Origin of the sequence: Halospina sp. K52047b, from assembly GCF_008709855.1 — a bacterium.
Lineage (GTDB): Bacteria > Pseudomonadota > Gammaproteobacteria > Pseudomonadales > Oleiphilaceae > Halospina > Halospina utahensis_B.
On record NZ_VYJH01000003.1, the window covers coordinates 375,617 to 398,081 of the forward strand.

The 22,465-nt window shown below is 62.4% G+C and carries 21 protein-coding genes and 1 tRNA gene; 19 read left to right on the forward strand and 3 right to left on the reverse strand.

The genetic code is table 11. The annotated features are described in order from the left end of the window. The first annotated feature begins 35 nt into the window (after positions 1-35). Genes F3089_RS06410 through F3089_RS06420 form a run of 3 tightly spaced genes read left to right on the forward strand, consistent with a single transcriptional unit; the run spans position 36 to position 2,208 of the window. Positions 36-1,487: a sodium-dependent transporter gene (locus F3089_RS06410; RefSeq protein WP_151439981.1), complete on the forward strand. Its 1,452-nt coding sequence runs from the start codon at positions 36-38 to the stop codon at positions 1,485-1,487. Beyond that, on the forward strand, positions 1,484-1,930 hold the full coding sequence (locus tag F3089_RS06415; protein WP_151439982.1) for a type II toxin-antitoxin system RatA family toxin: 447 nt from the start codon (positions 1,484-1,486) through the stop codon (positions 1,928-1,930). The genes F3089_RS06410 and F3089_RS06415 overlap by 4 nt, the downstream gene beginning before the upstream one ends. Further along, positions 1,927-2,208 carry an RnfH family protein gene (locus F3089_RS06420; protein ID WP_151439983.1) on the forward strand — a complete coding sequence of 94 codons (282 nt, stop codon included), beginning with the start codon at positions 1,927-1,929 and terminating at the stop codon, positions 2,206-2,208. Before F3089_RS06415 ends, F3089_RS06420 begins: the two co-directional genes overlap by 4 nt. A gap of 8 nt (positions 2,209-2,216) precedes the next feature. Here the strand turns inward: F3089_RS06420 and F3089_RS06425 are convergent, their stop codons facing one another. Continuing rightward, entirely contained in the window at positions 2,217-2,561 is a 345-nt protein-coding gene (locus tag F3089_RS06425; RefSeq protein WP_151439984.1) for an outer membrane protein assembly factor BamE, read from the reverse strand. 110 nt (positions 2,562-2,671) lie between these two features. On the opposite strand from F3089_RS06425, the gene fur reads away from it, so the two are divergent. After that, positions 2,672-3,097 (forward strand): ferric iron uptake transcriptional regulator, encoded by a 426-nt coding sequence (fur, locus tag F3089_RS06430; protein WP_077529464.1) that lies wholly within the window; start codon positions 2,672-2,674, stop codon positions 3,095-3,097. A gap of 80 nt (positions 3,098-3,177) precedes the next feature. Here fur and recN read toward each other — a convergent pair whose 3' ends face one another. Continuing rightward, positions 3,178-4,860, reverse strand: a complete 1,683-nt coding sequence (gene recN, locus F3089_RS06435) for a DNA repair protein RecN (protein WP_151439985.1) — start codon at positions 4,858-4,860, stop codon at positions 3,178-3,180. 199 nt (positions 4,861-5,059) lie between these two features. On the opposite strand from recN, the gene grpE reads away from it, so the two are divergent. The 7 genes from grpE (at position 5,060) to greA (ending at position 14,914) form a co-directional block, all read left to right on the forward strand. Then, on the forward strand, positions 5,060-5,683 hold the full coding sequence (grpE, locus tag F3089_RS06440) for a nucleotide exchange factor GrpE (RefSeq protein ID WP_151439986.1): 624 nt from the start codon (positions 5,060-5,062) through the stop codon (positions 5,681-5,683). An 86-nt stretch (positions 5,684-5,769) separates the two neighbouring features. Continuing rightward, the gene (dnaK, locus tag F3089_RS06445) at positions 5,770-7,692 is read left to right on the forward strand and encodes a molecular chaperone DnaK (protein WP_151439987.1); all 1,923 of its coding nucleotides are present in this window, start codon (positions 5,770-5,772) and stop codon (positions 7,690-7,692) included. Between the two features lie 100 nt (positions 7,693-7,792). After that, entirely contained in the window at positions 7,793-8,923 is a 1,131-nt protein-coding gene (dnaJ, locus tag F3089_RS06450) for a molecular chaperone DnaJ (RefSeq protein WP_151439988.1), read from the forward strand. A gap of 36 nt (positions 8,924-8,959) precedes the next feature. Next, positions 8,960-9,763 (forward strand): 4-hydroxy-tetrahydrodipicolinate reductase, encoded by an 804-nt coding sequence (gene dapB, locus F3089_RS06455; RefSeq protein WP_151439989.1) that lies wholly within the window; start codon positions 8,960-8,962, stop codon positions 9,761-9,763. A gap of 259 nt (positions 9,764-10,022) precedes the next feature. Continuing rightward, entirely contained in the window at positions 10,023-11,168 is a 1,146-nt protein-coding gene (gene carA / locus F3089_RS06460) for a glutamine-hydrolyzing carbamoyl-phosphate synthase small subunit (protein WP_151439990.1), read from the forward strand. A 48-nt stretch (positions 11,169-11,216) separates the two neighbouring features. Beyond that, positions 11,217-14,432, forward strand: a complete 3,216-nt coding sequence (gene carB, locus F3089_RS06465; protein WP_151439991.1) for a carbamoyl-phosphate synthase large subunit — start codon at positions 11,217-11,219, stop codon at positions 14,430-14,432. After that, entirely contained in the window at positions 14,432-14,914 is a 483-nt protein-coding gene (gene greA, locus F3089_RS06470) for a transcription elongation factor GreA (RefSeq protein ID WP_151439992.1), read from the forward strand. The genes carB and greA overlap by 1 nt, the downstream gene beginning before the upstream one ends. Here the strand turns inward: greA and yhbY are convergent. Continuing rightward, the gene (yhbY, locus tag F3089_RS06475) at positions 14,911-15,216 is read right to left on the reverse strand and encodes a ribosome assembly RNA-binding protein YhbY (RefSeq protein ID WP_151439993.1); all 306 of its coding nucleotides are present in this window, start codon (positions 15,214-15,216) and stop codon (positions 14,911-14,913) included. The two genes, greA and yhbY, sit on opposite strands and share 4 nt — an antisense overlap. Before the next feature lie 84 nt (positions 15,217-15,300). On the opposite strand from yhbY, the gene rlmE reads away from it, so the two are divergent. The 8 genes from rlmE to rimP all read left to right on the forward strand — a co-directional run bounded on the left by rlmE (position 15,301) and on the right by rimP (position 22,463). After that, positions 15,301-15,924 carry a 23S rRNA (uridine(2552)-2'-O)-methyltransferase RlmE gene (gene rlmE, locus F3089_RS06480; protein ID WP_151439994.1) on the forward strand — a complete coding sequence of 208 codons (624 nt, stop codon included), beginning with the start codon at positions 15,301-15,303 and terminating at the stop codon, positions 15,922-15,924. 118 nt (positions 15,925-16,042) lie between these two features. Next, entirely contained in the window at positions 16,043-17,974 is a 1,932-nt protein-coding gene (gene ftsH, locus F3089_RS06485) for an ATP-dependent zinc metalloprotease FtsH (RefSeq protein WP_151439995.1), read from the forward strand. A 71-nt stretch (positions 17,975-18,045) separates the two neighbouring features. After that, a complete protein-coding gene (gene folP / locus F3089_RS06490) occupies positions 18,046-18,876 on the forward strand; it encodes a dihydropteroate synthase (RefSeq protein WP_151439996.1) in 831 nt (276 codons plus the stop codon). A 21-nt stretch (positions 18,877-18,897) separates the two neighbouring features. Beyond that, on the forward strand, positions 18,898-20,241 hold the full coding sequence (gene glmM / locus F3089_RS06495) for a phosphoglucosamine mutase (RefSeq protein WP_151439997.1): 1,344 nt from the start codon (positions 18,898-18,900) through the stop codon (positions 20,239-20,241). A gap of 63 nt (positions 20,242-20,304) precedes the next feature. Beyond that, positions 20,305-21,063, forward strand: a complete 759-nt coding sequence (gene tpiA / locus F3089_RS06500) for a triose-phosphate isomerase (protein WP_151439998.1) — start codon at positions 20,305-20,307, stop codon at positions 21,061-21,063. Positions 21,064-21,074: 11 nt separating this feature from the next. Further along, complete coding sequence (gene secG, locus F3089_RS06505; RefSeq protein WP_151439999.1) at positions 21,075-21,509, forward strand: preprotein translocase subunit SecG; 435 nt, start codon at positions 21,075-21,077, stop codon at positions 21,507-21,509. Positions 21,510-21,570: 61 nt separating this feature from the next. After that, a tRNA-Leu gene (locus F3089_RS06510) sits at positions 21,571-21,655 on the forward strand. Between the two features lie 349 nt (positions 21,656-22,004). Further along, positions 22,005-22,463, forward strand: coding sequence for a ribosome maturation factor RimP (gene rimP, locus F3089_RS06515; RefSeq protein WP_151440000.1), 459 nt, complete (start codon positions 22,005-22,007; stop codon positions 22,461-22,463). Positions 22,464-22,465 lie beyond the last annotated feature (2 nt).

Sequence of the window (22,465 nt, forward strand, 5' to 3'; positions counted from 1 at the left end):
CTATAATCCGCCTTCATCCGATCGGGAGCCTGTTCATGCATTCCAACCCGGGAGCGCCGGTCACTGCCTGGGGCAGCCGCTGGACCTTCGCGCTGGCGCTGGCCGCGGTCGTGCTCGGTGCCGGCAATCTCTGGCTGGTGCCGCCGGCTGTGGTGGCGCACGGCGGCGGCGCCTTCCTGCTGGTCTACGGTCTGGCGCTGATGTTTGCCGGGGTCCCCGTGGTGATGACAGAGCTGGCAATGGCTCGGCGTTACCGGCAGGGTCCGGATCACTCCCTGCAGGCGGCAGCCGAAGGGGCCGGGCTGCACTCGCGGAGTCTGCCATGGGCCGGTCGCGGTATGCTGTTGGCCGCGCTACTGCTATTTGGTCTCTACTCGGTGCTTGGGGGTGTGTCCCTGGCCTGGCTTTTCCGGGCTGCGCTGGGGGAGCTGAGGGGCGCCAGTGAGGCCTCCGCCACAGCCCTGTTCACGGGTTTTGCCGGCGATATGCAGCAGGTTGCTCTGTGGCAGGTGGTTTTTGTCGGGCTGGTACTGGCGGTGGCCCTGCGTAATCTGGGCCGGGGGGTTCAGCGCTCGCTGCGCACGGTCATTCCGTTGCTGGGTGTGTTGCTTGTGATCATGATGGTGGTGGCCCTGTCCTCGGGCAAGGGCCAGGAGGCGGCCTGGTCCCTGTTCTGGCCTCGCTGGGAGGATCTCGGGTGGTATGGCGCGGCGCTTGCCATCCAGCTCGCAGTCTATTCGCTGGCCGTCGGGGTCGGTGTGCTCATGACCCTGGGCAGCTACATGCCGGGGAATGCCTCCATGCCGCTCTCTGCGCTCGGGGTGGCGGTGGTGGACCTGGTGGTGACTCTGGTGCTTGGGCTGGCGGTTACGGCTCTGGTGCTGGCGGAGCAGGTGCCGCTGACATCTGGTTTTGAGCTGGTGTTCGTGTCGCTGCCGCAGGTGTTTGAGGCCATGGCCGGGGGGCAGCTTGCAGGCAGTCTGTTCTATCTGGTCATGGTGCTGCTGGTCTGGACCTCGGCTCTGTTCACGCTGGAGGTGGTGGTGGCCCGTGTCACGGAAACCCTGGGTGGTAACCGGGTGGTGGCCGGAATCATCGCCATGCTGCCGGCGGGTGCCGCGGCGGCCCTGGCTCTGTTCGGGTTCACCTGGGCAGGGGGGGTGGATGTCTGGGCGTTGATGGAGCTTGTCGTCATACTTGTGCTGGTACCCGTGTCGGTGCTGGCATTGGTCAGGCTCGCAGGCTGGCAGTTGCCGCCGCGCCAGCTTCTGGCCTTTCTGGGCGTAAGGGGCCGGGGATACCGACTGTGGCGCTGGCTGATGGCATGGCTGGTGCCGCTGGCCGTGGTGGTCGCTGTGGTTGTTACGGTGGTTGAGTACAGAGCGGGTTTCTGCAGGCTGGCCGGCACTGCCGTGTGTGGCGGTGGTGGTCTGGAGCGGCCGGTGATGCCCATAGAAGAGGAACCTCACGGGGTAAACATTCAATGACCCGACAGATCGAGCGCAGTGCACTGGTGCATCATTCCGCGGAAGAGATGTTCCACCTGGTCAGTGACGTGGAGCGTTACCCGGAGTTTCTTCCATGGTGTGGCGGCGCGGTACTGCATGAACAGGGTGGGGATCAGCTGGTGGCATCGCTGGATGTGGAGCGTGGCGGCCTGAAACAGCGCTTCACCACACGCAATCACCTGATGCCTGCGGAATCGATCCGTATGGAGCTGGTGGATGGCCCCTTCGAACATCTGCAGGGGCTCTGGCAGTTCCGTGCGCTGCGGGCGGATGCCTGCAGGGTAACGCTCAGCCTGGAGTTTGCGGTTCAGAATGGGTTGGCACAGATGGCTTTCAGCGGCGTGTTTGCCCAGGCTGCCAATACCATGGTCGATGCGTTCTGCAGAAGAGCGCGGGCACTCCATGAGGTCGAGGGGCAATGATCCGTGTGGAAGTGGCCTATGCGCGCCCGGACATCCAGCGTCTGATTGCGCTCAGCCTTCCTGAGGGGAGTACGGCGCTTGATGCCATTCGTGAGTCCGGAATCGAGGGTCTTTTCCCCGGGATCGATCTGGAGCACCAGAGCGTGGGCGTGTTCAGCCAGGTGATTGCGGAGCCCGGGCTGTATCGTCTGCGTGAGGGGGACCGGGTGGAGATCTACCGCCCCCTTGAGATTGATCCCAAGGAGGCACGGGCAAAGAGGGCCGGTACGCGGCGCTGACCGTCGGCTCAGTTGGCCGGGGTCTCCTCCAGTAGTTTCGCTTCATGCCGGAGGTACTGGCCTTCCTCGTAGATGATGGTGACACGCTGCTTGCGGATGTCTCCACCGTCCTCTTGGAAGGTGTACAGGTAGTGTTCGCGGTCCGGGTTGAAGCTGCTCACGGTTATGGGGGTGCCCAAAAGCTCGTGCACATCGGCCCGTGTCATGGTCGGATTGAGCTCGCCGAGATCTTCCTGATCGATAATGTTACCCTGTTGAACGTCGATCCGGTAAACACCCGGAAAACTGCATGCCGCAAGGCTGAGCGTCAGGGTGACCGCAGCCAGGCAGGCGGGAATGGAAGCCTTTTGCATCGTGGAAGGAAATCCTCTATCTTGAGTGCCGCTCCGAGGCGCGCTGCCCGCCTGAAGATGAGCGCACATGGTAACGAAAGCCCACTCCATCACCAACGGTTAGGTTCAGCATGGCACCAGAAAACGTCGAGCTGCGCAAGGCAGGCCTCAAGGTTACGCTGCCGCGTGTGAAGATTCTCAGCATCCTGGAAAGCGCGGAAGCCGCGGAGGATGCGGAAGGCGATCACCACCTCAGTGCCGAGGATGTGTACAAGAAACTCCTGGAATCGGGTGATGACGTGGGGCTGGCCACTGTTTACCGGGTGCTGACCCAGTTCGAAGCGGCGGGCCTGGTGCTTCGCCACAATTTCGAAGGCGGTCATGCGGTATTCGAGCTGGCCGGGGAAGAGCATCATGACCACATGGTGTGCACCCAGACGGGGCGGGTGATCGAGTTCTATGACGAGGTTATCGAGGACCGTCAGCGCCGCATCGCCGAGGAGCATGGCTTCGATCTGGTGGATCACAGCATGATCCTTTACGTGAAGCCGAAATAATCATCACGCGGCTGCCGTAGGAGCGAGCCTTGCTCGCGATGAACTGGATCGCCTGCAAGGCAGGCTCCTACAGTCGTCATTCAGTGATGGGTCGCCTGCCCCTTCTGGACCATCTCGCTGGCGTGGGCCATGGTCTGCTCCGTGAGATCCACGCCACCGAGCATCCTGGCCACCTCCCGGATCCGTTCCTCGGAATCCAGGTTTTCCACTGTTGAATAGGTCTGTTCGTCCTCGGTGAATTTGCTCACGGTCATGTGCTGGTGAGCCTGGCTGGCAACCTGGGGCAGGTGGGTCACGCACAGGATCTGGCCGCTTTCACCAAGCTGGCGCAGCAGCCGCCCGACCACTTCCGCGACGCCACCGCCAATGCCCACGTCCACTTCGTCGAAGACAAGCGTTGGGATCGTTGAGGTCTGGGCCACGACCACCTGGATGGCGAGGCTGATGCGGGAGAGTTCGCCGCCGGATGCTACTTTCCCGAGCGGGCGGGCACTCTGGCCCGCATTGGTGCTGACCAGGAACTCCATTTCCTCGTGCCCGGAGGCAGCGGGCTGGCCGTCTCCGGATGGGGCAGAGAAATGGGTCTGGAACTGGATGTCCGGCATGCTCAGCCGGCGCAGTTCCTCGCCGACGCCCGCGTCGAGGCGTTCGGCGGCCTGCCTTCGGGCACTGCTGAGTTCGTCCGCAAGCCGGTTCCATTCCGTGCGGGCCGCTTCCATCCGTTCCTGCAGCTGCTCCAGGCTTTCGGAGCCATTCTCGAGCTCATCCAGCTCGGCGCGCAGTGAGGCCTGGTGTTCGCGGATTTCCTGGGGTTGGATCTGGTGCTTGCGCGCGATCTGGTAGATCCAGCTCAGGCGTTCTTCCACCTCCTTCAGGCGCTGAGGGTCGCAGTCATAGTCGTCGATGAAGCGCCGCAGGTTGTCCCCGGCCTCCTCGGCCTGGATGCGGGCCTCTTCGAGCATCTGGCAGGTTTCCGCGAGCTGGGGGACCTCGATCGGCAGCCGCTCCAGTCTCTGGCGTGCGTGCTCCAGCATGCTGACCGCCGCCGGTTCACCCTCACTGCAGCACTGGGCAGCCTCGTGGCACTGCTCAAGAATGCTTTCACCATTGGCCAGCTGCTTCTGTTCCGCCTCGAGCTGTTCCAGCTCCTCCGCGCCCAGGGCCAGCCGGTCGAGTTCCTCCACCTGGTAGCGCAGCAGTTCCGTGCGGGCGTTGCGCTCATCCCGCTGGTTGCTGGCCTGCTCCAGCTTGCGGTTGAGTTCGCGCCATTCCCGGAATGCAGCGCGTACCTGTTCGGCAAGTTCGCCGTTGCCACCGAATTCGTCCACCAGCCGATGATGCGTCTCGCGCTTGAGCAGGGATTGATGCTGGTGCTGGCTGTGGATGTCCATGAGCATGCTGCCCAGGGTCTTCAGGTCCGTGAGTGTGCAGGGCTGGCCGTTGATGTAGCCGCGGGAGCGCCCATCACGCCGGATCACGCGCCTGAGCACACAGTCATTCTCCTGGTCCAGCTCCCGTTCCTCCAGCCACTGCTGGGCCTCCGGGGTGCGGGAGAGGTCGAACACCGCGCTCAGGTCGGCCCGGTCCGCGCCCTCACGCACGGCGCCCGCATCCGCCCGGGCCCCGGTGACCAGGCTCAGGGCATCCATGACGATGGACTTGCCGGCACCGGTCTCGCCGGTGAGCGTGGTCATCCCTTCCCGGATGGTCAGTTCCACTTTCTCCGCAACGGCGTAGTTGGCAACGGTCAGGTGCGTGAGCATGAGCGACTCCTGATGTGTATCCATATACAGTATGTGGATATTTGTACAGTGAGTTGGTCAGGGTTTCAAGGGGCTGGGAGGGCGCATGGGTGGAATAAAATGCGCGGGGGTGGTTGAAACCCGCTGCAGCAGCCCCATATCGCCCGGCAGACGTCCCCAAGCGGGCCAGAGAATTCGATACCGAGCAATGAGGTCGATCATGAGTGATGACGAAACCCGTAAGGATGAATCCGTGAACGAGGCCGAGCAGGGCGCCGGCGCGGAAGAAGCGGAGCCGGCAACCGGAGCGGGCGAAGACGCTGCGTCCGCCGGCAGCGGGGATGGCGAGGTGGCTCAGCTGCGTGAACAGCTCGAGGAGCAGAAGGAAGAAGTGCTGCGCGCGAAGGCGGAGATGCAGAACATCCGCCGGCGTGCCGAGATTGATGTGGAAAAGGCGCACAAGTTCGGCACCGAGAAGTTTGTGAAGGAGCTTCTGCCGGTGGTCGACAGCCTGGAGAAGGCGGTCGAGAGCGCCCAGAACCAGGAGGTTCAGAACGAGGAGGTCGTCAGCCGCATCAAGGAAGGCGTGGACATGACGCTCGATATGTTCATCGGTGCGCTGTCCAAGTTCAACGTCGAGCAGATCAACCCGGTGGGTGAGCCCTTCGACCCGCAGAAGCACGAAGCCATGTCCATGGTCCCGAGCAATGAGGCGGAGCCGAACACCGTGATCGCGGTGATGCAGAAGGGGTACCTCCTGCACGAGCGTGTTGTGCGCCCGGCAATGGTCATGGTGGCCAAGGCTGACGATTCCGGAGGTGGAAACGTCGACGAGCAGGCTTGAAATTGAGCCGTTAAGCCCAATAAAGGCAGTAACGGCAACCGGATACCGGATTTGAATTCAACGATCAGAAAACTGGAGTGATATCCATGGGTAAGATTATCGGCATTGACCTGGGCACCACGAACTCCTGCGTGGCCATCCCGGATGGTGACGGGGTCAAGGTGATTGAAAACGCAGAGGGTGATCGCACTACGCCCTCCATCGTGGCTTACACCGACGAAGGTGAAACCCTTGTAGGTGCTGCAGCCAAGCGCCAGGCGGTGACCAATCCGAAAAACACGCTGTATGCCATCAAGCGTCTCATCGGCCGTGCCTATGACGACGATGTCGTTCAGAAGGACATCAAGATGGTGCCCTACGACATCGTCAAGAACGACAACGGCGATGCCTGGGTGGAAGTGAACGGCGAGAAGATGGCGCCCCCGCAGGTGTCCGCCGAGGTGCTCAAGAAGATGAAGCGCACCGCTGAGGACTATCTCGGTGAAACGGTCACTGAAGCGGTGGTTACCGTTCCGGCCTACTTCAATGACAACCAGCGTCAGGCTACCAAGGACGCAGGTCGTATCGCCGGGCTGGACGTGAAGCGGATCATCAACGAGCCGACCGCGGCCGCTCTGGCCTATGGCCTGGACAAGAAGGGCAAGGACCGCACCGTGGCGGTGTATGACCTGGGCGGCGGTACCTTCGACATTTCCATCATCGAGATTGCGGATGTCGACGGCGAGAAGCAGTTCGAAGTGCTGGCCACCAGCGGTGACACCTTCCTGGGTGGTGAAGACTTCGACCTGGCGCTCATCGAATACCTGGCTGACCAGTTCAAGAAAGAGCAGGGCATTGACCTGCGCGGTGATTCCCTGGCCATGCAGCGCCTGAAGGAAGCTGCCGAGAAGGCCAAGGTCGAGCTCTCCAGCGCGCAGCAGACTGACGTGAACCTGCCGTACATTACGGCGGACCAGAACGGGCCCAAGCACCTGAACGTGAAGGTGACCCGTGCCAAGCTGGAGTCGCTGGTCGAGGATCTGGTCAAGCGCAGCATCGATCCGTGCAAGACCTGCATCAACGATGCCGGCGTCAAGGTTGGCGACATCGACGAGGTCATTCTGGTCGGCGGTCAGACACGGATGCCCAAGGTGCAGGAAGCGGTCAAAGAGTTCTTTGGCGCCGATCCACGCAAGGACGTCAACCCGGACGAAGCTGTCGCCATGGGTGCGGCCCTGCAGGGCTCTGTGCTCTCCGGCGATGTGAAGGATGTGCTGCTGCTGGACGTGACACCGCTGACCCTGGGTATCGAGACCATGGGCGGCGTTGCCACACCGGTGATCGAGAAGAACACCACGATCCCGACCAAGAAGTCGCAGACCTTCTCGACCGCCGAGGACAACCAGACCGCGGTAACCATTCACGTGGTCCAGGGCGAGCGCAAGCAGGCGGCCCAGAACAAGTCCCTCGGTCGCTTCGACCTGGCAGACATCCCGCCGGCACCGCGCGGTACACCGCAGATCGAAGTAACGTTCGACATCGATGCCAACGGTATCCTGAACGTCTCTGCGAAGGACAAGGCGACCGGCAAGGAGCAGTCCATTGAGATCAAGGCGTCTTCCGGCCTGACCGAAGATGAAGTCGATCAGATGGTCAAGGATGCTGAGCAGAACGCTCAGGAAGACGAGAAGTTCGAGGAGCTGGTCCAGGCACGCAACCAGGGCGACAGCATGATCCATGCGGTTCGCAAGAGCCTGGAGGAAGCCGGCGATCAGGCGACCGAGGAGGAGAAGACCGCCATCGAGAACGCCATCTCCGAACTGGAAGAGGCGATGAAGGGCGACGACAAGGAGCAGATCGAGGCCAAGACCCAGGCCCTGACCGAAGCCTCCTCCAGCCTGGCGCAGAAGATGTACTCCCAGCAGGGTGAAGAAGGCGGTGCCGAGGCTGAAGGCAGCCAGGACCAGGGCGGTGGTGATGATGCAGTTGACGCCGAGTTCGAGGAAGTCGACGACAATGACAAGCGGTAAAACCGCTGGCATCATCCACACCCTTTGATCGGCGAACGCGGGAGCTTTCTCCCGCGTTCGTCGTTGTTGTGAACATTCGAATTACGGTTGACAGACTGTCATGGCCAAACGCGACTATTACGAGATCCTTGGCGTCTCCCAGGGCGCTGATGACAAGGAGATCAAGAAGGCATACCGGAAGCTGGCAATGAAGTATCATCCGGACCGCAATCCGGATGACGAAGACGCCGAAGCGCGCTTCAAAGAGGCCAGCGAGGCCTATGAAGTCCTGAGTGACCCCGAGAAGAAGGCCGCCTATGACCAGTTCGGTCATGCCGGCGTTGATGGCTCCGCCGGTGGCGGCGGTGGCTTCGGCGGTGGTGGCGCCAGCTTCTCCGACATCTTCGGGGATGTCTTTGGTGACATCTTCGGCGGCGGCCGGGGCCGCAGTGGCCGGGGTGCCGACCTGCGTTACACGCTGGAGCTGGACCTCGAGGACGCCGTGCGCGGCAAGAACGTCAAGATCGAGATCCCCAGTGCCACCGAATGCAGCAGCTGTAACGGCAGCGGCGCCGAGCCGGGCACGCGGCCGGAGACCTGCGGGACCTGTCGCGGTATGGGGCAGGTGCGCATGCAGCAGGGCTTCTTCTCGGTGCAGCAGACGTGCCCCAACTGTCGGGGCGCCGGCCAGATCGTGAAGAACCCCTGCAAGGCCTGCCGTGGCGAAGGGTTCGTCGAGGAAGAGAAGACCCTTTCGGTCAAGGTGCCGCCGGGCGTGGACACCGGTGATCGGATTCGCCTTTCCGGCGAAGGCGAGCCGGGCATGCACGGCGCCGCGCCGGGGGACCTCTATGTGCAGATCGCGGTCAAGGAGCATCCCATCTTTGACCGGGACGGTCGTAACCTGCACTGCGACGTGCCCATCAGCATCACGGATGCGGCGCTCGGGGGCGAGCTCGAGGTGCCGACGCTGGATGGGCGGGTCAAGCTCAAGATCCCGGCGGAGACCCAGAGCGGCAAGCTCTTCCGTCTTCGCGGCAAGGGTGTGACGCCCGTGCGTGGCGGATCGCCGGGTGACCTGCTGTGCCGGGTAATGGTGGAAACACCGGTCAATCTCACCAAGAAGCAGAAAGAGCTGTTGCGTGAGTTCGATCAGACCCTCCAGGAGGACAGCGACGGCAGGCAGCATGGCCCACGCAAGAGCTCCTGGTTTGAGGGCGTGAAGAATTTCTTTGAGGATATGAAGTTCTAGCTGACCGGGTACAGTGGATATGGATGGGGACACAGTATGACGCGTATTGCGGTGGCCGGCGCTGCCGGCCGTATGGGCAAAACGCTGGTTGAGGCGGTGACGCTGACCGACGGGGTTTCCCTGGGGGCGGCAACCGTTCATCCGGAGAGTTCGCTGATCGGTTCGGATGCCGGCGAAGTGGCCGGCGTTGGCCGCAATGGTGTGATGCTGGCCGGCAGCCTCTCGGAGGTGACGGACGATTTCGATCTGGTGATCGATTTCACTTTCCCGGATCTGACCCTGCAGCATCTGGATATTTGCCGTGCGACCGGAAAAGCGGCCGTGATCGGGACCACGGGGTTGAGCGAAGCCGAGAAGCAACAGCTTGAGGCGAAAAGCGAAGGCCTGAATGTGGTGTTCGCTCCCAACATGAGTGTGGGCGTGAATCTGCTGCTCCAGATCCTGCAGACGGCGGCCCGGGTGATGGGTGATGATGCCGATGTGGAGATCATTGAAGCCCACCACCGCCACAAGAAGGACGCCCCTTCGGGGACCGCATTGCGGCTGGGTGAGGTGGTTGCCGACACGCTTGGCCGTGACCTCCAGCAGTGCGCTGTCTATGGCCGGGAGGGGTTCACCGGGGAGCGCCCGCGTGAGGCCATCGGTTTTGAAACCATCCGTGCCGGAGATATCGTCGGTGAGCATACCGTCATGTTTGCCGGCCTTGGGGAGCGCATCGAGATCAGCCACAAAGCCAGCAGCCGCATGACCTTCGCCCAGGGCGCTGTCAGGGCTGCCCAGTGGCTGATGCAGCAGCCCGCGGGGCTGTATGACATGCAGGATGTGCTCGGGCTGAAGTGATCCGTGTCCCCGGGACTCCCGTCCGCCCCATAAGGGCTGTTCCGGATGACAGTGCAGTGGGTTTCTCTATATAATACGCCGGATTTGTTAAGCGCTTACTCCACCGGCTGTTGAGGAATCTCTGTGAGTCCGGAAGAGGTTCCCAGAATCCCTGCAAAAAGCGGGACGGCGTCCAAGACACCGTCCCGCTTTTTGCAAATGGGCGCCGGGGTTTCGTGACGCGCGTCCTACCCGCCAGAGACGCTAGAGGGGCATGGCTTTGACGAAACCAGCGATCCTTGCACTTGAGGACGGCAGCATCTTCAGAGGGGAATCCATCGGTGCCGACGGCGCCACCAGCGGTGAGGTCGTCTTCAATACGGCCATGACCGGCTACCAGGAGATTCTCACTGACCCGTCCTATACCCGCCAGATGGTCACACTGACCTATCCGCACATTGGAAATACCGGCACCAACCCGGAGGACGTGGAGTCCGACCGGATCTGTGCTGCCGGACTGATCATCCGCGACCTGCCGCTGCTGGCCAGCAACTGGCGCCGGACCGACTCCCTTTCGGATTATCTGCAGAGGGAGAACGTGGTGGCCATTGCCGGCGTGGATACCCGCCGCCTGACGCGTCTGCTGCGCAACAAGGGGGCCCAGGGAGGCGCCATTGTCGCCGGTGACAACGCCAGCGAGGAAGAGGCCCTGCGCCTGGCCCGGGACTTCCCTGGGATCAAGGGCATGGACCTGGCTTCCGAGGCCGGCTGCAAGGAGCCGCGTACCTGGACCCAGTCCGTCTGGACCCTGGATGAGGGCTACGGCGAGGCGCCGGAGAAGCGCTACCGCGTGGTCGCCTACGATTACGGCATCAAGTACAACATCCTGCGCCTGCTGGTCTCGCGCGGCTGCGAGGTAACACTGGTGCCGGCGCGTACGCCGCTGGACGAGGTGATGGCGTACAACCCGGACGGCGTCTTTTTCTCCAATGGCCCCGGGGATCCAGAGCCCTGCGATTACGCTGTAGAGGCCCTGAAGGGTTGTATTGAGCGCCACATCCCGACCTTTGGCATCTGCCTCGGGCATCAGCTTCTGGGGCTGGCCGTGGGCGGGCGCAGCGAGAAGATGAAGTTCGGGCACCATGGCGCTAACCATCCGGTGGAGCGGGTCGCCGACGGTACCGTGGTCATTACCAGCCAGAACCATGGCTTTGCAGTGGATGAGAAGTCACTGCCGGACAACGTTGAGGTCACGTACCGCTCGCTGTTTGATGGCACCCTGCAGGGGATGCGCCTGAAGGACGCGCCAGTGTTCAGCTTTCAGGGGCACCCGGAAGCCAGCCCCGGGCCGCGGGACGTGATCCCGCTGTTCGATGAGTTCACCCGCCTGATGGATGAACATCAGGCCACGCAGGCCGCACAGTGAGGCCAACGGCTTCGAATCACGGCTCGAGACGAACAGGATAAGGGTTCAATGCCGAAAAGAGACGACATCCAAAGCATTCTGATTCTTGGCGCCGGCCCCATCGTGATTGGCCAGGCGTGTGAGTTCGACTATTCCGGGGCCCAGGCCTGCAAGGCTCTGCACGAGGAAGGCTTCCGTGTCATTCTGGTCAACTCCAACCCGGCGACCATCATGACCGATCCGGTGATGGCCGATGCCACCTACATTGAGCCCATCACCTGGCGCACCGTCGAGAAGATCATCGAGCAGGAGCAGCCGGACGCGGTGCTGCCCACCATGGGTGGCCAGACCGCGCTCAACTGCGCCCTGGACCTGGAGCGCCATGGCATTCTCCAGAAACACGGCGTGGAGATGATCGGCGCCAACGCGGACACCATCGACAAGGCCGAGGACCGCGACCGCTTCGACAAGGCGGTTCACAACATTGGTCTTGAGACACCACGTGCGTCCATGGCGCACAGCATGGAAGAGGCCTACCAGGTGCTGGACCACATCGGTCTGCCCTGCATCATCCGGCCGTCCTTCACCATGGGTGGTTCCGGTGGCGGCATCGCCTACAACCGGGAGGAATTCCACGAGATCTGTGAGCGCGGGCTGGCGCTGTCGCCGACCAATGAGCTTCTGATCGACGAGTCCCTCATCGGTTGGAAGGAATACGAGACCGAGGTTGTCCGGGACAAGAACGACAACTGCATCATCGTGTGCGGCATCGAGAACATGGATCCGATGGGCGTTCACACCGGCGATTCCATTACCGTGGCGCCGTCCCAGACGCTCACGGACAAGGAATGGCAGATCATGCGTGACGCATCGCTGGCGGTGCTGCGCGAGGTGGGTGTCGAGACCGGCGGCTCCAACGTCCAGTTCGGCATCAACCCGGCCAACGGGCGCATGGTGGTGATCGAGATGAACCCGCGCGTGTCGCGTTCCTCGGCCCTGGCGTCCAAGGCCACCGGCTTCCCGATCGCCAAGGTGGCCGCCAAGCTGGCCGTCGGGTTCACTCTGGATGAGCTGAGTAACGACATCACCGGCGGTGTAACGCCGGCCTCCTTTGAGCCGTCCATTGACTACGTGGTCACCAAGATCCCGCGGTTCACTTTCGAGAAGTTCCCGCAGGCGGATCCACGCCTGACGACCCAGATGAAGTCCGTAGGCGAGGTCATGGCCATCGGGCGCACCTTCCAGGAGTCCTATCAGAAGGCCCTGCGCGGCCTTGAGACCGGTGCCTCCGGCCTGGACCCGATCCTGGAGGACCGGGAAGACGCCCGGGATACCCTGATCCACGAGCTGAAAGTGCCCGGCGCCAGCCGCAGCTGGTACCTGGGTGAGGCTTTCCGCTGGGGGATGAGTGTGGATGAGGTGTTCGAATACACCTTCATCGACCGCTGGTACCTGATCCAGATCCAGGACCTGATCGAGGAGGAGAAGCAGCTCCAGTCCACCGGCATGGCGGACCTGGACTACGACACTGTCTTCCGGCTCAAGCGCAAGGGCTTCTCCGATACGCGCCTGGCCAATCTGCTGGGGGTTTCGGAGCAGAGCTTCCGCAAGCTGCGGCATGATCTGGGAGTTCGCCCGGTCTATAAGCGCGTGGATACGTGCGCCGCTGAATTCGAGTCCTCCACCGCCTACATGTACTCCAGCTACGAGGAGGAGTGTGAGGCGAATGTGAGTGACCGTAAGAAGATTGTCGTGATCGGCGGCGGTCCCAACCGCATCGGGCAGGGCATCGAGTTCGACTACTGCTGCGTGCACGCGGTGCTGGCCATGCGTGATGACGGCTACGAGACGGTCATGATCAACTGTAACCCGGAGACCGTCTCCACGGACTACGACACCTCGGACCGTCTGTACTTTGAGCCGATCACCCTTGAGGATGTGCTTGAGATCGTCCAGTCGGAGAATCCGGACGGTGTCATCATCCAGTTCGGTGGCCAGACGCCGCTCAAGCTGGCGCGCGGCCTGGAAGCGGCGGGTGTGCCCATCATTGGTACCAGCCCGGATGCCATCGACCGGGCCGAGGACCGCGAGCGCTTCCAGCAGATGATCAACCGCCTGGGGCTCAAGCAGCCGGCCAACGCCACGGTGCGCAGCCTCGAGGAAGGCATCCTGGTGGCCCGGGATATCGGCTACCCGCTGGTGGTCCGCCCCTCCTACGTGCTGGGCGGCCGGGCCATGGAGATCGTCTACACCGAGGAGGAGCTCAAGGAGTACATGCGCAGCGCCGTGCTGGTCTCCAATGACAGCCCGGTCCTGCTGGATCACTTCCTGAACTCCGCCATCGAGATCGACATCGACGCCGTGTGTGACGGCAAGACCGCCGTGATCGGCGGTATCATGCAACACATCGAGCAGGCCGGCGTGCATTCCGGTGATTCAGCCTGCTCACTGCCGCCCTATACGCTGCCCGTGGATGTCCAGGACCAGATGCGCGACATGGTCAAGCGCATGGCGCTGGAGCTGAACGTGGTCGGTCTGATGAACGTGCAGCTGGCCTGGCAGGACGGCGAGATCTACGTCATCGAGGTGAACCCAAGGGCGTCGCGGACGGTGCCCTTCGTGTCCAAGGCCGTGGGCCGTTCGCTGGCGCGCATCGCCGCGCGCTGCATGGTCGGTATCAGCCTCGAGGAACAGGGGATCACCACCGAATCCGTGCCCCAGTACTACTCGGTGAAGGAATCGGTCTTTCCGTTCCCGAAGTTCCCCTCCGTGGATCCGATCCTGGGGCCGGAAATGAAGTCCACCGGCGAGGTCATGGGCATCGGTGACAGCTTCGACGAAGCCTTTGCCAAGGCCGCTCTGGGTGCGGGCGAGACGCTGCCCACCTCGGGCACCGCCTTCATCAGTGTGCGTGATGCCGACAAGCCGGACGTCGTGCGCCTGGCCCGGGATCTGGCCGATGTGGGCTTCCGCTTGATCGCCACCGGCGGCACCGCCAAGGTGCTCTCTGAAGCGGGGCTTGAGGTCGAGAAAGTGAACAAAGTACGCGAGGGCCGCCCGCACATTGTGGACGCCATCAAGAACGGCCAGGTTGATCTGATCGTGAACACCACCGAAGGGCGCAAGGCGATTGCGGATTCCGCCCAGATCCGCCAGTCCGCCCTTCAGCGCAAGGTCACCTACGCCACCACACTGACTGGCGGCGAGGCATTCTGCCGCGCCATCCGATTCGGCTCTGAGCGCCAGGTGCGTCGCCTCCAGGATCTGCACGCGGGGTATCAGTAATGAGCAACAACCGTGTTCCCATGACAAAACAGGGCGAGCAGGCCCTGCGTGACGAACTTTACCGGCTCAAATCCGAGGACCGGCCCAAGGTCATCCAGGCGATCTCGGAGGCGCGCGAACATGGCGATCTGAAAGAGAACGCTGAATACCATGCGGCGCGGGAGCAGCAGAGCTTCGTTGAAGGCCGGATCCAGGAGCTCGAGGGCAAACTGGGTGCGGCCCAGGTGATCGATGTCACCACCATCGAGAAAACGGGCAAGGTGATATTCGGTACCACGGTGCGCCTGATCAACATGGATACCGAGGAAGAAGTGACCTACCAGATCGTGGGTGACGACGAGGCGGACATCAAGGAAGGCCGGATCTCGATCTCCTCTCCGATCGCAAGAGCGCTGATCGGCAAGGAGGAAGGCGAAGAGGTCTCGGTCCAGGTGCCGTCCGGCACCGTGGAATACGAGATTGACGAGGTGATGCACATCTAGTGCTGGCGCAGGTTGGAGAGCTTCGGATTGGGTTCGGCCGCGCGGCGCAGCAGCACGGCCACCTTGCCGATCACCTGCACCAGTTCCGCGCCTGTGCTTTCGCAGGCCTCGTCGATCAGTTCACGCCGTTCCTCGCGGTCCGTGGAGGCGATCTTCACCTTGATCAGTTCGTGGTCGTCCAGGGCCCGCTCCAGTTCCTGCTGCAGCCCTTCGGAAATGCCGTTGTCGCCGACCTGTACGACCGGTTTTAGGTCATGGGCAAGAGCCCGGTACTGGCGGCGTTGTGCGGCGGATAGTGGCATGATGGCGTCTCTGTGATCGTATGGAATTAAGTGGAGACATGATACCAGCCGGCAGAGGCCGGTTGAATCGGTTCGGAGGCAGGATTGGGACGTTCCAAGAGCAGTGACCGCTGGCTGCGCGAGCACCACCAGGATCCCTACGTGAATCGGTCACGGGAGGAGGGGTATCGTTCGCGCGCCAGTTACAAGCTGATCGAGATCGACCGGAAGGACGGATTGTTCCGGCGCGGGCAGACCGTGGTTGATCTGGGTGCTGCCCCAGGAGGCTGGTCCCAGGTGGCTGCTGAGCGGGTCGGGGAGAGTGGTACCGTGCTTGCCAGCGACATCCTGGCGATGGATCCGATTCCGGAAGTCACCTTTGTTCAGGGCGATTTCACCGAGCAGGCGGTTCTGGAGGAGCTGTTGGCGACGCTCGATGGTCGTCCGGTGGACCTTGTCATTTCCGATATGGCGCCCAATATGAGTGGTGTGGCAGCCATTGATATCCCCAGTGCCATGCACCTGGTGGAGCTGGGGCTGGAGATGGCGCATGAGGTTCTGCGTCCTGGTGGTGCCTTTGTGACCAAGGTGTTCCAGGGGGAGGGATTTGATGACCTGCTTCGTACCATGAAAAGGGACTTCCAGCGGGTGGCCAGCCGCAAGCCGGATGCCTCCAGGGGCCGGTCGCGTGAGCAGTATCAGGTGTGTACGGGGTTCCGGGGACGTTAAGGGCTGTAGGCGGTAAGGGCCGGCTATGGCCGCTGACGGGCGCATTGGTGTAAAGTTCGAAACAGGACCGTTCGAGTTCAGAACGGGCAGACAGTATGGGTGAGTGATCTTGAACGACATGGCGAAAAATCTGGTTCTGTGGCTGGTTATTGCAGCCGTCCTGCTGATGGTATTCCAGAACTTCAGCCCGGAACCACAGCAGCAACAGCTCAACTATTCCCAGTTCATCGAGATGGTGCGCAGTGGCCAGGTCGAGGAAGTGACCATTGAAGGCCAGACCATTACGGGCGCACGGCAGAACGGGGAGAACTTCACTACCATCCGGCCGGCTGTTGAAGATCCGAACCTGATGGATGATCTCTACAATAACAATGTGGAGGTCACCGGCAAGGAGTCCTCGGGGCAGAGCATCTGGACCCAGTTGCTGGTTGCGTCCTTCCCGATCCTGATCATCATTGCGATCTTCATCTTTTTCATGCGCCAGATGCAGGGTGGTGCCGGTGGCAGCAAGGGCCCCATGTCCTTCGGCAAGAGCAAGGCCCGGCTGATGAGTGAGGAGCAGATCAAGACCACCTTCGATGACGTTGCTGGCGTTGATGAGGCCAAGGAGGACGTGAAGGAGCTGGTGGACTTCCTCAAGGATCCCAGCAAGTTCCAGCGTCTCGGCGGCCATATTCCCAAGGGCGTGCTCATGGTTGGCCCACCCGGTACCGGTAAGACCCTGCTGGCCAAGGCCATAGCAGGCGAGGCCAAAGTACCGTTCTTTACCATCTCGGGGTCAGATTTCGTTGAGATGTTCGTGGGCGTGGGCGCCTCGCGTGTTCGCGACATGTTCGAGCAGGCGAAGAAGCAGAGCCCCTGCATTATCTTCATCGATGAGCTCGATGCCGTCGGCCGCCATCGTGGTGCCGGTATGGGCGGCGGCCACGATGAGCGCGAGCAGACGCTCAACCAGATGCTGGTCGAAATGGACGGCTTCGAGGGCAACGAGGGCGTGATTGTGATCGCCGCCACCAACCGCCCGGACGTGCTGGACCCGGCGCTGCTGCGCCCGGGGCGTTTTGACCGCCAGGTGGTGGTTCCGCTGCCGGATATCCGGGGTCGGGAACACGTGCTCAAGGTCCATCTGTCCAAGGTGCCGCTGGCGGATGGTGTCCAGCCCAGGGACATCGCGCGCGGTACGCCCGGGTTCTCCGGTGCCGATCTGGAGAACCTGGTCAATGAGGCGGCCCTGTTCGCCGCGCGCCGCAATAAGCGCTTGGTTTCCATGGACGAACTGGAGCTTGCCAAGGACAAGATCATGATGGGCTCAGAGCGCAAGTCCATGGTCATGTCCGAGAAGGAAAAGCTCAACACCGCGAACCACGAGTCCGGCCACGCGATCGTTGGCCGCCTGATGCCCGAGCACGACCCGGTCTACAAGGTCAGTATCATTCCGCGTGGTCGCGCACTGGGCGTGACCATGTTCCTGCCGGAAGAGGACAAGTACAGTCACAGCCGGCGTTACATCATCAGCCAGATCTGCAGTCTCTTCGGTGGCCGTATTGCTGAGGAACTGACACTGGGCAAGGATGGCGTAACCACCGGGGCCCAGAACGACATCAAGCGTGCCACGGAGCTTTCCCGGAACATGGTCACCAAGTGGGGGCTGTCCGATAAGCTCGGTCCGCTGATGTACGACGAAGACCGTGATGAGCCCTTTGCAGGGTACGATTCCGGCTCCGGCGGCAAGGGTGTTTCCGGGCCCACGGCCCAGGCCATTGATGAAGAGGTGCGCCGGATCATCGATGAGTGCTATGAAACCGCCAAGCGGATCCTTGTGGACAACATGGAGAAGCTGCATCTGATGGCGGATGCGCTGATGAAGTATGAAACCATCGATGCCGGTCAGATTGATGACATCATGGCGGGCAAGGTGCCGCGGCCGCCGAGCAGTTGGGATGATGATGACGATCACGGCGGTGACACCGTTGTGGCGGATATCAATTCCGACTCCGGCTCCAGGGCGTCGGACGGTGAGGGGGCCGGTCATCCGGCTGGTGAACACTGAACGCCCGACCCTCCGTGGTCTGAGCGCTCCCGGGTCAGTCCCGGGAGCGTTTTTCGTTGTGGGGAGTATTCATGACCATACTGTCTGAGAAGACACCGTCACCTGCCGTCATGGGGGTAATCAACGCCACTCCGGATTCGTTCTCGGATGGCGGCCGTTTCATCGATCCAGGCAATGCGCTATCCCAGGCACGGGCCATGGTTGAGGCAGGTGTGGACTGGGTGGACATTGGCGGCGAGTCCACTCGCCCCGGAGCAACACCGGTTCCCCTTCAGGAGGAGCTGGATCGCGTCTGCCCGGTCATCGAGGCGATCCATCGTGAGCTGGATGTCCCCATCTCCCTGGATACCAGCGCTCCCGAAGTGATGCGTGAAGGGGCGCGCCTGGGTATCAGCATGATCAACGATGTACGTTCTCTGGAGCGGGAAGGCGCTGTGGCGGCGGCGCGTGACACCGGCCTGGCCGTCTGCATCATGCATCGCCAGGGGGAGCCTGAGACCATGCAGGATCGGCCCGAGTACAGTAATGTTCTGGAGGAAGTCCTGGGGTATCTGGACCGCCGTGCCGCCCAGCTCCAGGATGCGGGCATTCCCGGTGACCGGCTGCTCTACGATCCGGGCTTTGGCTTTGGTAAGACCCTGGAGCACAACCTGGTTCTGCTGGAGAACCTGGAGGCCATTGTCGCCCGTGGTTGGCCGGTGCTGGTGGGGATGTCACGCAAGAGCATGATCGGTGGCGTTACCGGCCGTCCCGTTGAGGAGCGCATGCCGGGCAGCGTCGCGGCCGCGGCCATGGCGATGATGAAAGGTGCCGCGATCGTGCGTGTGCACGATGTGAAAGAAACGGTGGATGCCGCGCGCATGGTGCGTGCTGCGCGCGAACAGGGCAGCCTCCGGGCATAGAGCGGGAAAGGGATAATGACAATGGGCGAGCGCAGGTATTTCGGAACGGACGGTATTCGCGGGGAAGTGGGAACTCACCCAATTTCCCCGGACTTTATCCTCAAACTGGGCTGGGCGGCTGGTCGCGCCTTTCGCAGGGAGGGGCAGGCCAACACGATGTTGATCGGCAAGGATACCCGCCTGTCCGGCTATATGTTCGAATCAGCGCTGGAAGCGGGCCTTTCCGCCGCCGGTATGGACGTACGTCTGCTGGGTCCGATGCCTACCCCCGCCATTGCCTATCTGACGCGCACCTTCCGGGCAGCGGCGGGTATCGTCATCAGCGCGTCCCATAACCCCCACCACGATAATGGCATCAAGTTCTTCTCGGCGGACGGCACCAAGCTCGATGACGCGCTTGAAACGCGTATTGAGCAGTGGATTGACTCGGAGCTGGCAGTGGTTCCCGCTGGGGACCTGGGCAAGGCGGCCCGCATCGATGACGCGCCCGGCCGCTATATCGAGTTCTGCAAGAGCACCGTCCCGGGGCAGTTCAGCCTTGAAGGGCTGCATCTGGTGGTCGACTGCGCCCATGGCGCCACCTATCACGTGGCACCGGCGGTGTTCCGGGAGCTGGGTGCCCGGGTGACCGCCATGGGAGCGGAGCCGGATGGTCTCAACATCAATGACGGCTGCGGTTCCACGGCGCCGGAAGCCATGCGTCAGCGCGTGCTGGAGACTGGTGCGGATCTCGGTATCGCCTTCGATGGTGATGGTGACCGGGTGATCATGGTCGACCAAACCGGCCGTGAGGTGGACGGTGACGAACTGCTCTACATCATTGCCCGTGAACGCCATGATGCCGGCGGTCTTGATGGTGGTGTCGTGGGAACCCTGATGACCAACCTGGGCGTTGAGCTGGCTCTGGGTCGGCGTGGTATCCCGTTCGCACGGGCGAAGGTTGGTGACCGCTATGTGATGGAAGAGCTGGTGAACCGCCGGTGGCAGATCGGTGGTGAGGGGTCCGGGCACATCGTCTGTCGCGACCGCACCACTACCGGCGACGGCATTGTGTCAGCCCTTCAGGTGCTGGTTGCCATGCATCAGCGCGAATGCGGGCTGGCGGAGCTGCTGTCCGATGTCACCCGCCTGCCCCAGGAGACGGTCAATGTGCGGGTTGGTCAGCGCTTCAACCCTGACAACTATGAGGGCATCCAGTCGGCGGTGCGCGCCGCCGAGTCCGAGCTGGGCGAACGCGGCCGGATCCTGCTGCGGGCCTCAGGCACGGAGCCAGTGATAAGGGTCATGGCCGAAGGTGAGGATGCGGATCATATCGGACGTGTGGCCCGCGAGCTGGCGGATGTCGTGCAGCGGGAGGCGCCCTGAGCTGCCTTGCGCCGTGGTGGCATCTTGGGTATAGTGCCGCGTCCCTGAAAAACGGCTTCTTGTATGCGACGTCGGCTGATAGCAGCAAACTGGAAACTCAACGGGACGGGCGCTTTTGCGGCGGAATACGCGGCAGAGCTGGTGCCTGCCCTGGAAGGATTGGATCCGGCCGTTGAAGTGGCGGTGATGCCCCCGGCTATCCTGCTCCCGGCGTTGCGTGAGTCGTTGAATGACAACAGCGGTCGCAGGGTCATGGTGGGCGTCCAGGATGTTTCCGCCTGGGAAGCCGGTGCCTACACGGGTGAAATTGCTGCTTCGATGGCAGCGGACCAACATGGCAGCTTTGCCATCATAGGGCACTCGGAGCGCCGCCAGTACTGGTCTGAGTCCGACAGTCGCATCAATGCCAAGGTGCTTCAGGCGCTGAGCGCGGGTCTCGATCCCATTCTCTGTGTGGGCGAGACGGAAGCCGAGCGTGAAGCCGGAGACACCGAGGCCGTGGTGTCCCGCCAGGTTCGTGAGGCGCTGGCGGACGTTCCGGAAGCGGACTGGCGCCATGTCTGTGTCGCCTATGAGCCGGTCTGGGCCATCGGGACCGGGAAAAGCGCGACCGCGGAGCAGGCGCAGGCGGTACACGCGCATATCCGCGGGGTGCTGGGAGAACTGGACCCTGCGGCCACCGAAGCGCCGGTCATCTATGGTGGCAGCGTCAAGCCTGAGACGGCTGGCGAACTGTTTGCACAGCCCGACATTGATGGCGGTCTTATCGGAGGCGCATCCCTGAATGCGACCGATTTTGCCGCCATCTGTCGGGCCGGTTGAGAGACGGAATTATGGATTGGGTTGAAACAGGCATTCTGCTGGTGCATGTGGCCGTTGCCGTGGCCCTGGTAGTGCTGGTTCTGGTGCAGCAGGGCAAGGGTGCTGACGCCGGTGCGGCTTTCGGGGGTGGATCCTCCCAGACGGTGTTTGGCAGCTCCGGGGGCGTGGGTTTCATGGTCAAGCTCACGGCGGTGCTGGCGGCGCTGTTCTTCGTGACCAGCTTCGCGCTGGCGATGTACGCGAAGCAGCGGGCCGAGGTTGGCGTCCAGGAAGGCGTTCCGACGGTCGAAGAGTCCTCTTCAGCCTCCGGGCAGCAGGGCAGCCAGGAAGGCGGCAGTCAGGCTCCGGATATTGCCTCTGACAGCGGTGCCAGCGGCACTGGGTCAGGAAGCGGGGGCTCGGAAAGTGGTGAGAGTGAGGACGAAGGGGTCCCCTCCATCGAATAAACCCCTTGTGGGTATTGGAAATGCCGGGGCTGTCCGTTAGTATACGCTCCGGAAATGACATGCCGAAGTGGTGGAAATGGTAGACACGCTAGCTTGAGGGGTTAGTGGCGCAAGCCGTGCCGGTTCAAGTCCGGCCTTCGGCACCATACAGGGAACGGCTTGGAAGGGGTGGCACTGCTTTCCTCAACCAAGCCGTTTTTTTGGTCAGTCCTTGACCAGTCAGGGGGTGGTGCTTATACTCCAGCCCCTGTGCAGCGTGCGTTTTGCGCTGGTAAGGCATTGTTTCGGCAGGCGTCGAAGCAGTGCGCGGGGTGGCATCACCAGCCCGCGGCATCCTTCAGGGATGCCAGGCCGCCGCAGAGGCGGCTGGCTTTTCGTTCGGTGGCTCCGCAGACCGGAGGCCACGTTTTGAAAAGGGGCTGGTTAGAGCCCTTTTTTTGTTTCTGGACTCCGCCAAACGGGCGGGCCAGTTGGTTGCATGACAGCGGAGGCGCATTGTCCGCGAAGGTTCGCAAGCTTGAGGAAATGCTGGCCCCGGTGGTCGAGGGGCTGGGCTTCGTGTTCTGGGGCATTGAATACCTGGCCCAGGGCAAGCACAGCACGGTAAGGGTCTACATCGATCATTCCGATGGGGTCACCGTGGATGACTGCGAGCAGGTCAGTCGCCAGGTCAGCGGCGTTCTGGATGTCGAGGATCCGATCGGAACCCACTATACCCTCGAGGTTTCCTCTCCGGGCATGGACCGGCCGCTGTTCCGGCTGGACCAGTACCATGACTTCATTGGTTCCAGATTGAGCGTGCGTCTGAGCGCGCCCTTTGAAGGGCGGCGCAAGTACGAAGGCATCCTGCGCGCGGTCGAGGGCGAGGATATCTGTCTGGTGGTGGGTGAGTACGAGCTCCAGCTCCCGTTCGAGTCCATCGAGAGCGCGCGCATCGTTCCGGTATTCGAGTGATT

Bases quoted from the DNA above. Each gene is read 5' to 3' on its own strand.
- dnaK (WP_151439987.1), top strand. From the start codon at position 5,770: ATGGGTAAGATTATCGGCATTGACCTGGGCACCACGAACTCCTGCGTG.
- secG (WP_151439999.1), top strand. From the start codon at position 21,075: ATGGATTGGGTTGAAACAGGCATTCTGCTGGTGCATGTGGCCGTTGCC.
- ftsH (WP_151439995.1), top strand. From the start codon at position 16,043: ATGGCGAAAAATCTGGTTCTGTGGCTGGTTATTGCAGCCGTCCTGCTG.
- glmM (WP_151439997.1), top strand. From the start codon at position 18,898: ATGGGCGAGCGCAGGTATTTCGGAACGGACGGTATTCGCGGGGAAGTG.
- dapB (WP_151439989.1), top strand. From the start codon at position 8,960: ATGACGCGTATTGCGGTGGCCGGCGCTGCCGGCCGTATGGGCAAAACG.
- yhbY (WP_151439993.1), bottom strand. From the start codon at position 15,216: ATGCCACTATCCGCCGCACAACGCCGCCAGTACCGGGCTCTTGCCCAT.
- F3089_RS06420 (WP_151439983.1), top strand. From the start codon at position 1,927: ATGATCCGTGTGGAAGTGGCCTATGCGCGCCCGGACATCCAGCGTCTG.
- tpiA (WP_151439998.1), top strand. From the start codon at position 20,305: ATGCGACGTCGGCTGATAGCAGCAAACTGGAAACTCAACGGGACGGGC.
- carB (WP_151439991.1), top strand. From the start codon at position 11,217: ATGCCGAAAAGAGACGACATCCAAAGCATTCTGATTCTTGGCGCCGGC.
- F3089_RS06425 (WP_151439984.1), bottom strand. From the start codon at position 2,561: ATGCAAAAGGCTTCCATTCCCGCCTGCCTGGCTGCGGTCACCCTGACG.
- F3089_RS06415 (WP_151439982.1), top strand. From the start codon at position 1,484: ATGACCCGACAGATCGAGCGCAGTGCACTGGTGCATCATTCCGCGGAA.
- F3089_RS06410 (WP_151439981.1), top strand. From the start codon at position 36: ATGCATTCCAACCCGGGAGCGCCGGTCACTGCCTGGGGCAGCCGCTGG.
- folP (WP_151439996.1), top strand. From the start codon at position 18,046: ATGACCATACTGTCTGAGAAGACACCGTCACCTGCCGTCATGGGGGTA.
- dnaJ (WP_151439988.1), top strand. From the start codon at position 7,793: ATGGCCAAACGCGACTATTACGAGATCCTTGGCGTCTCCCAGGGCGCT.
- recN (WP_151439985.1), bottom strand. From the start codon at position 4,860: ATGCTCACGCACCTGACCGTTGCCAACTACGCCGTTGCGGAGAAAGTG.
- greA (WP_151439992.1), top strand. From the start codon at position 14,432: ATGAGCAACAACCGTGTTCCCATGACAAAACAGGGCGAGCAGGCCCTG.
- grpE (WP_151439986.1), top strand. From the start codon at position 5,060: ATGAGTGATGACGAAACCCGTAAGGATGAATCCGTGAACGAGGCCGAG.
- fur (WP_077529464.1), top strand. From the start codon at position 2,672: ATGGCACCAGAAAACGTCGAGCTGCGCAAGGCAGGCCTCAAGGTTACG.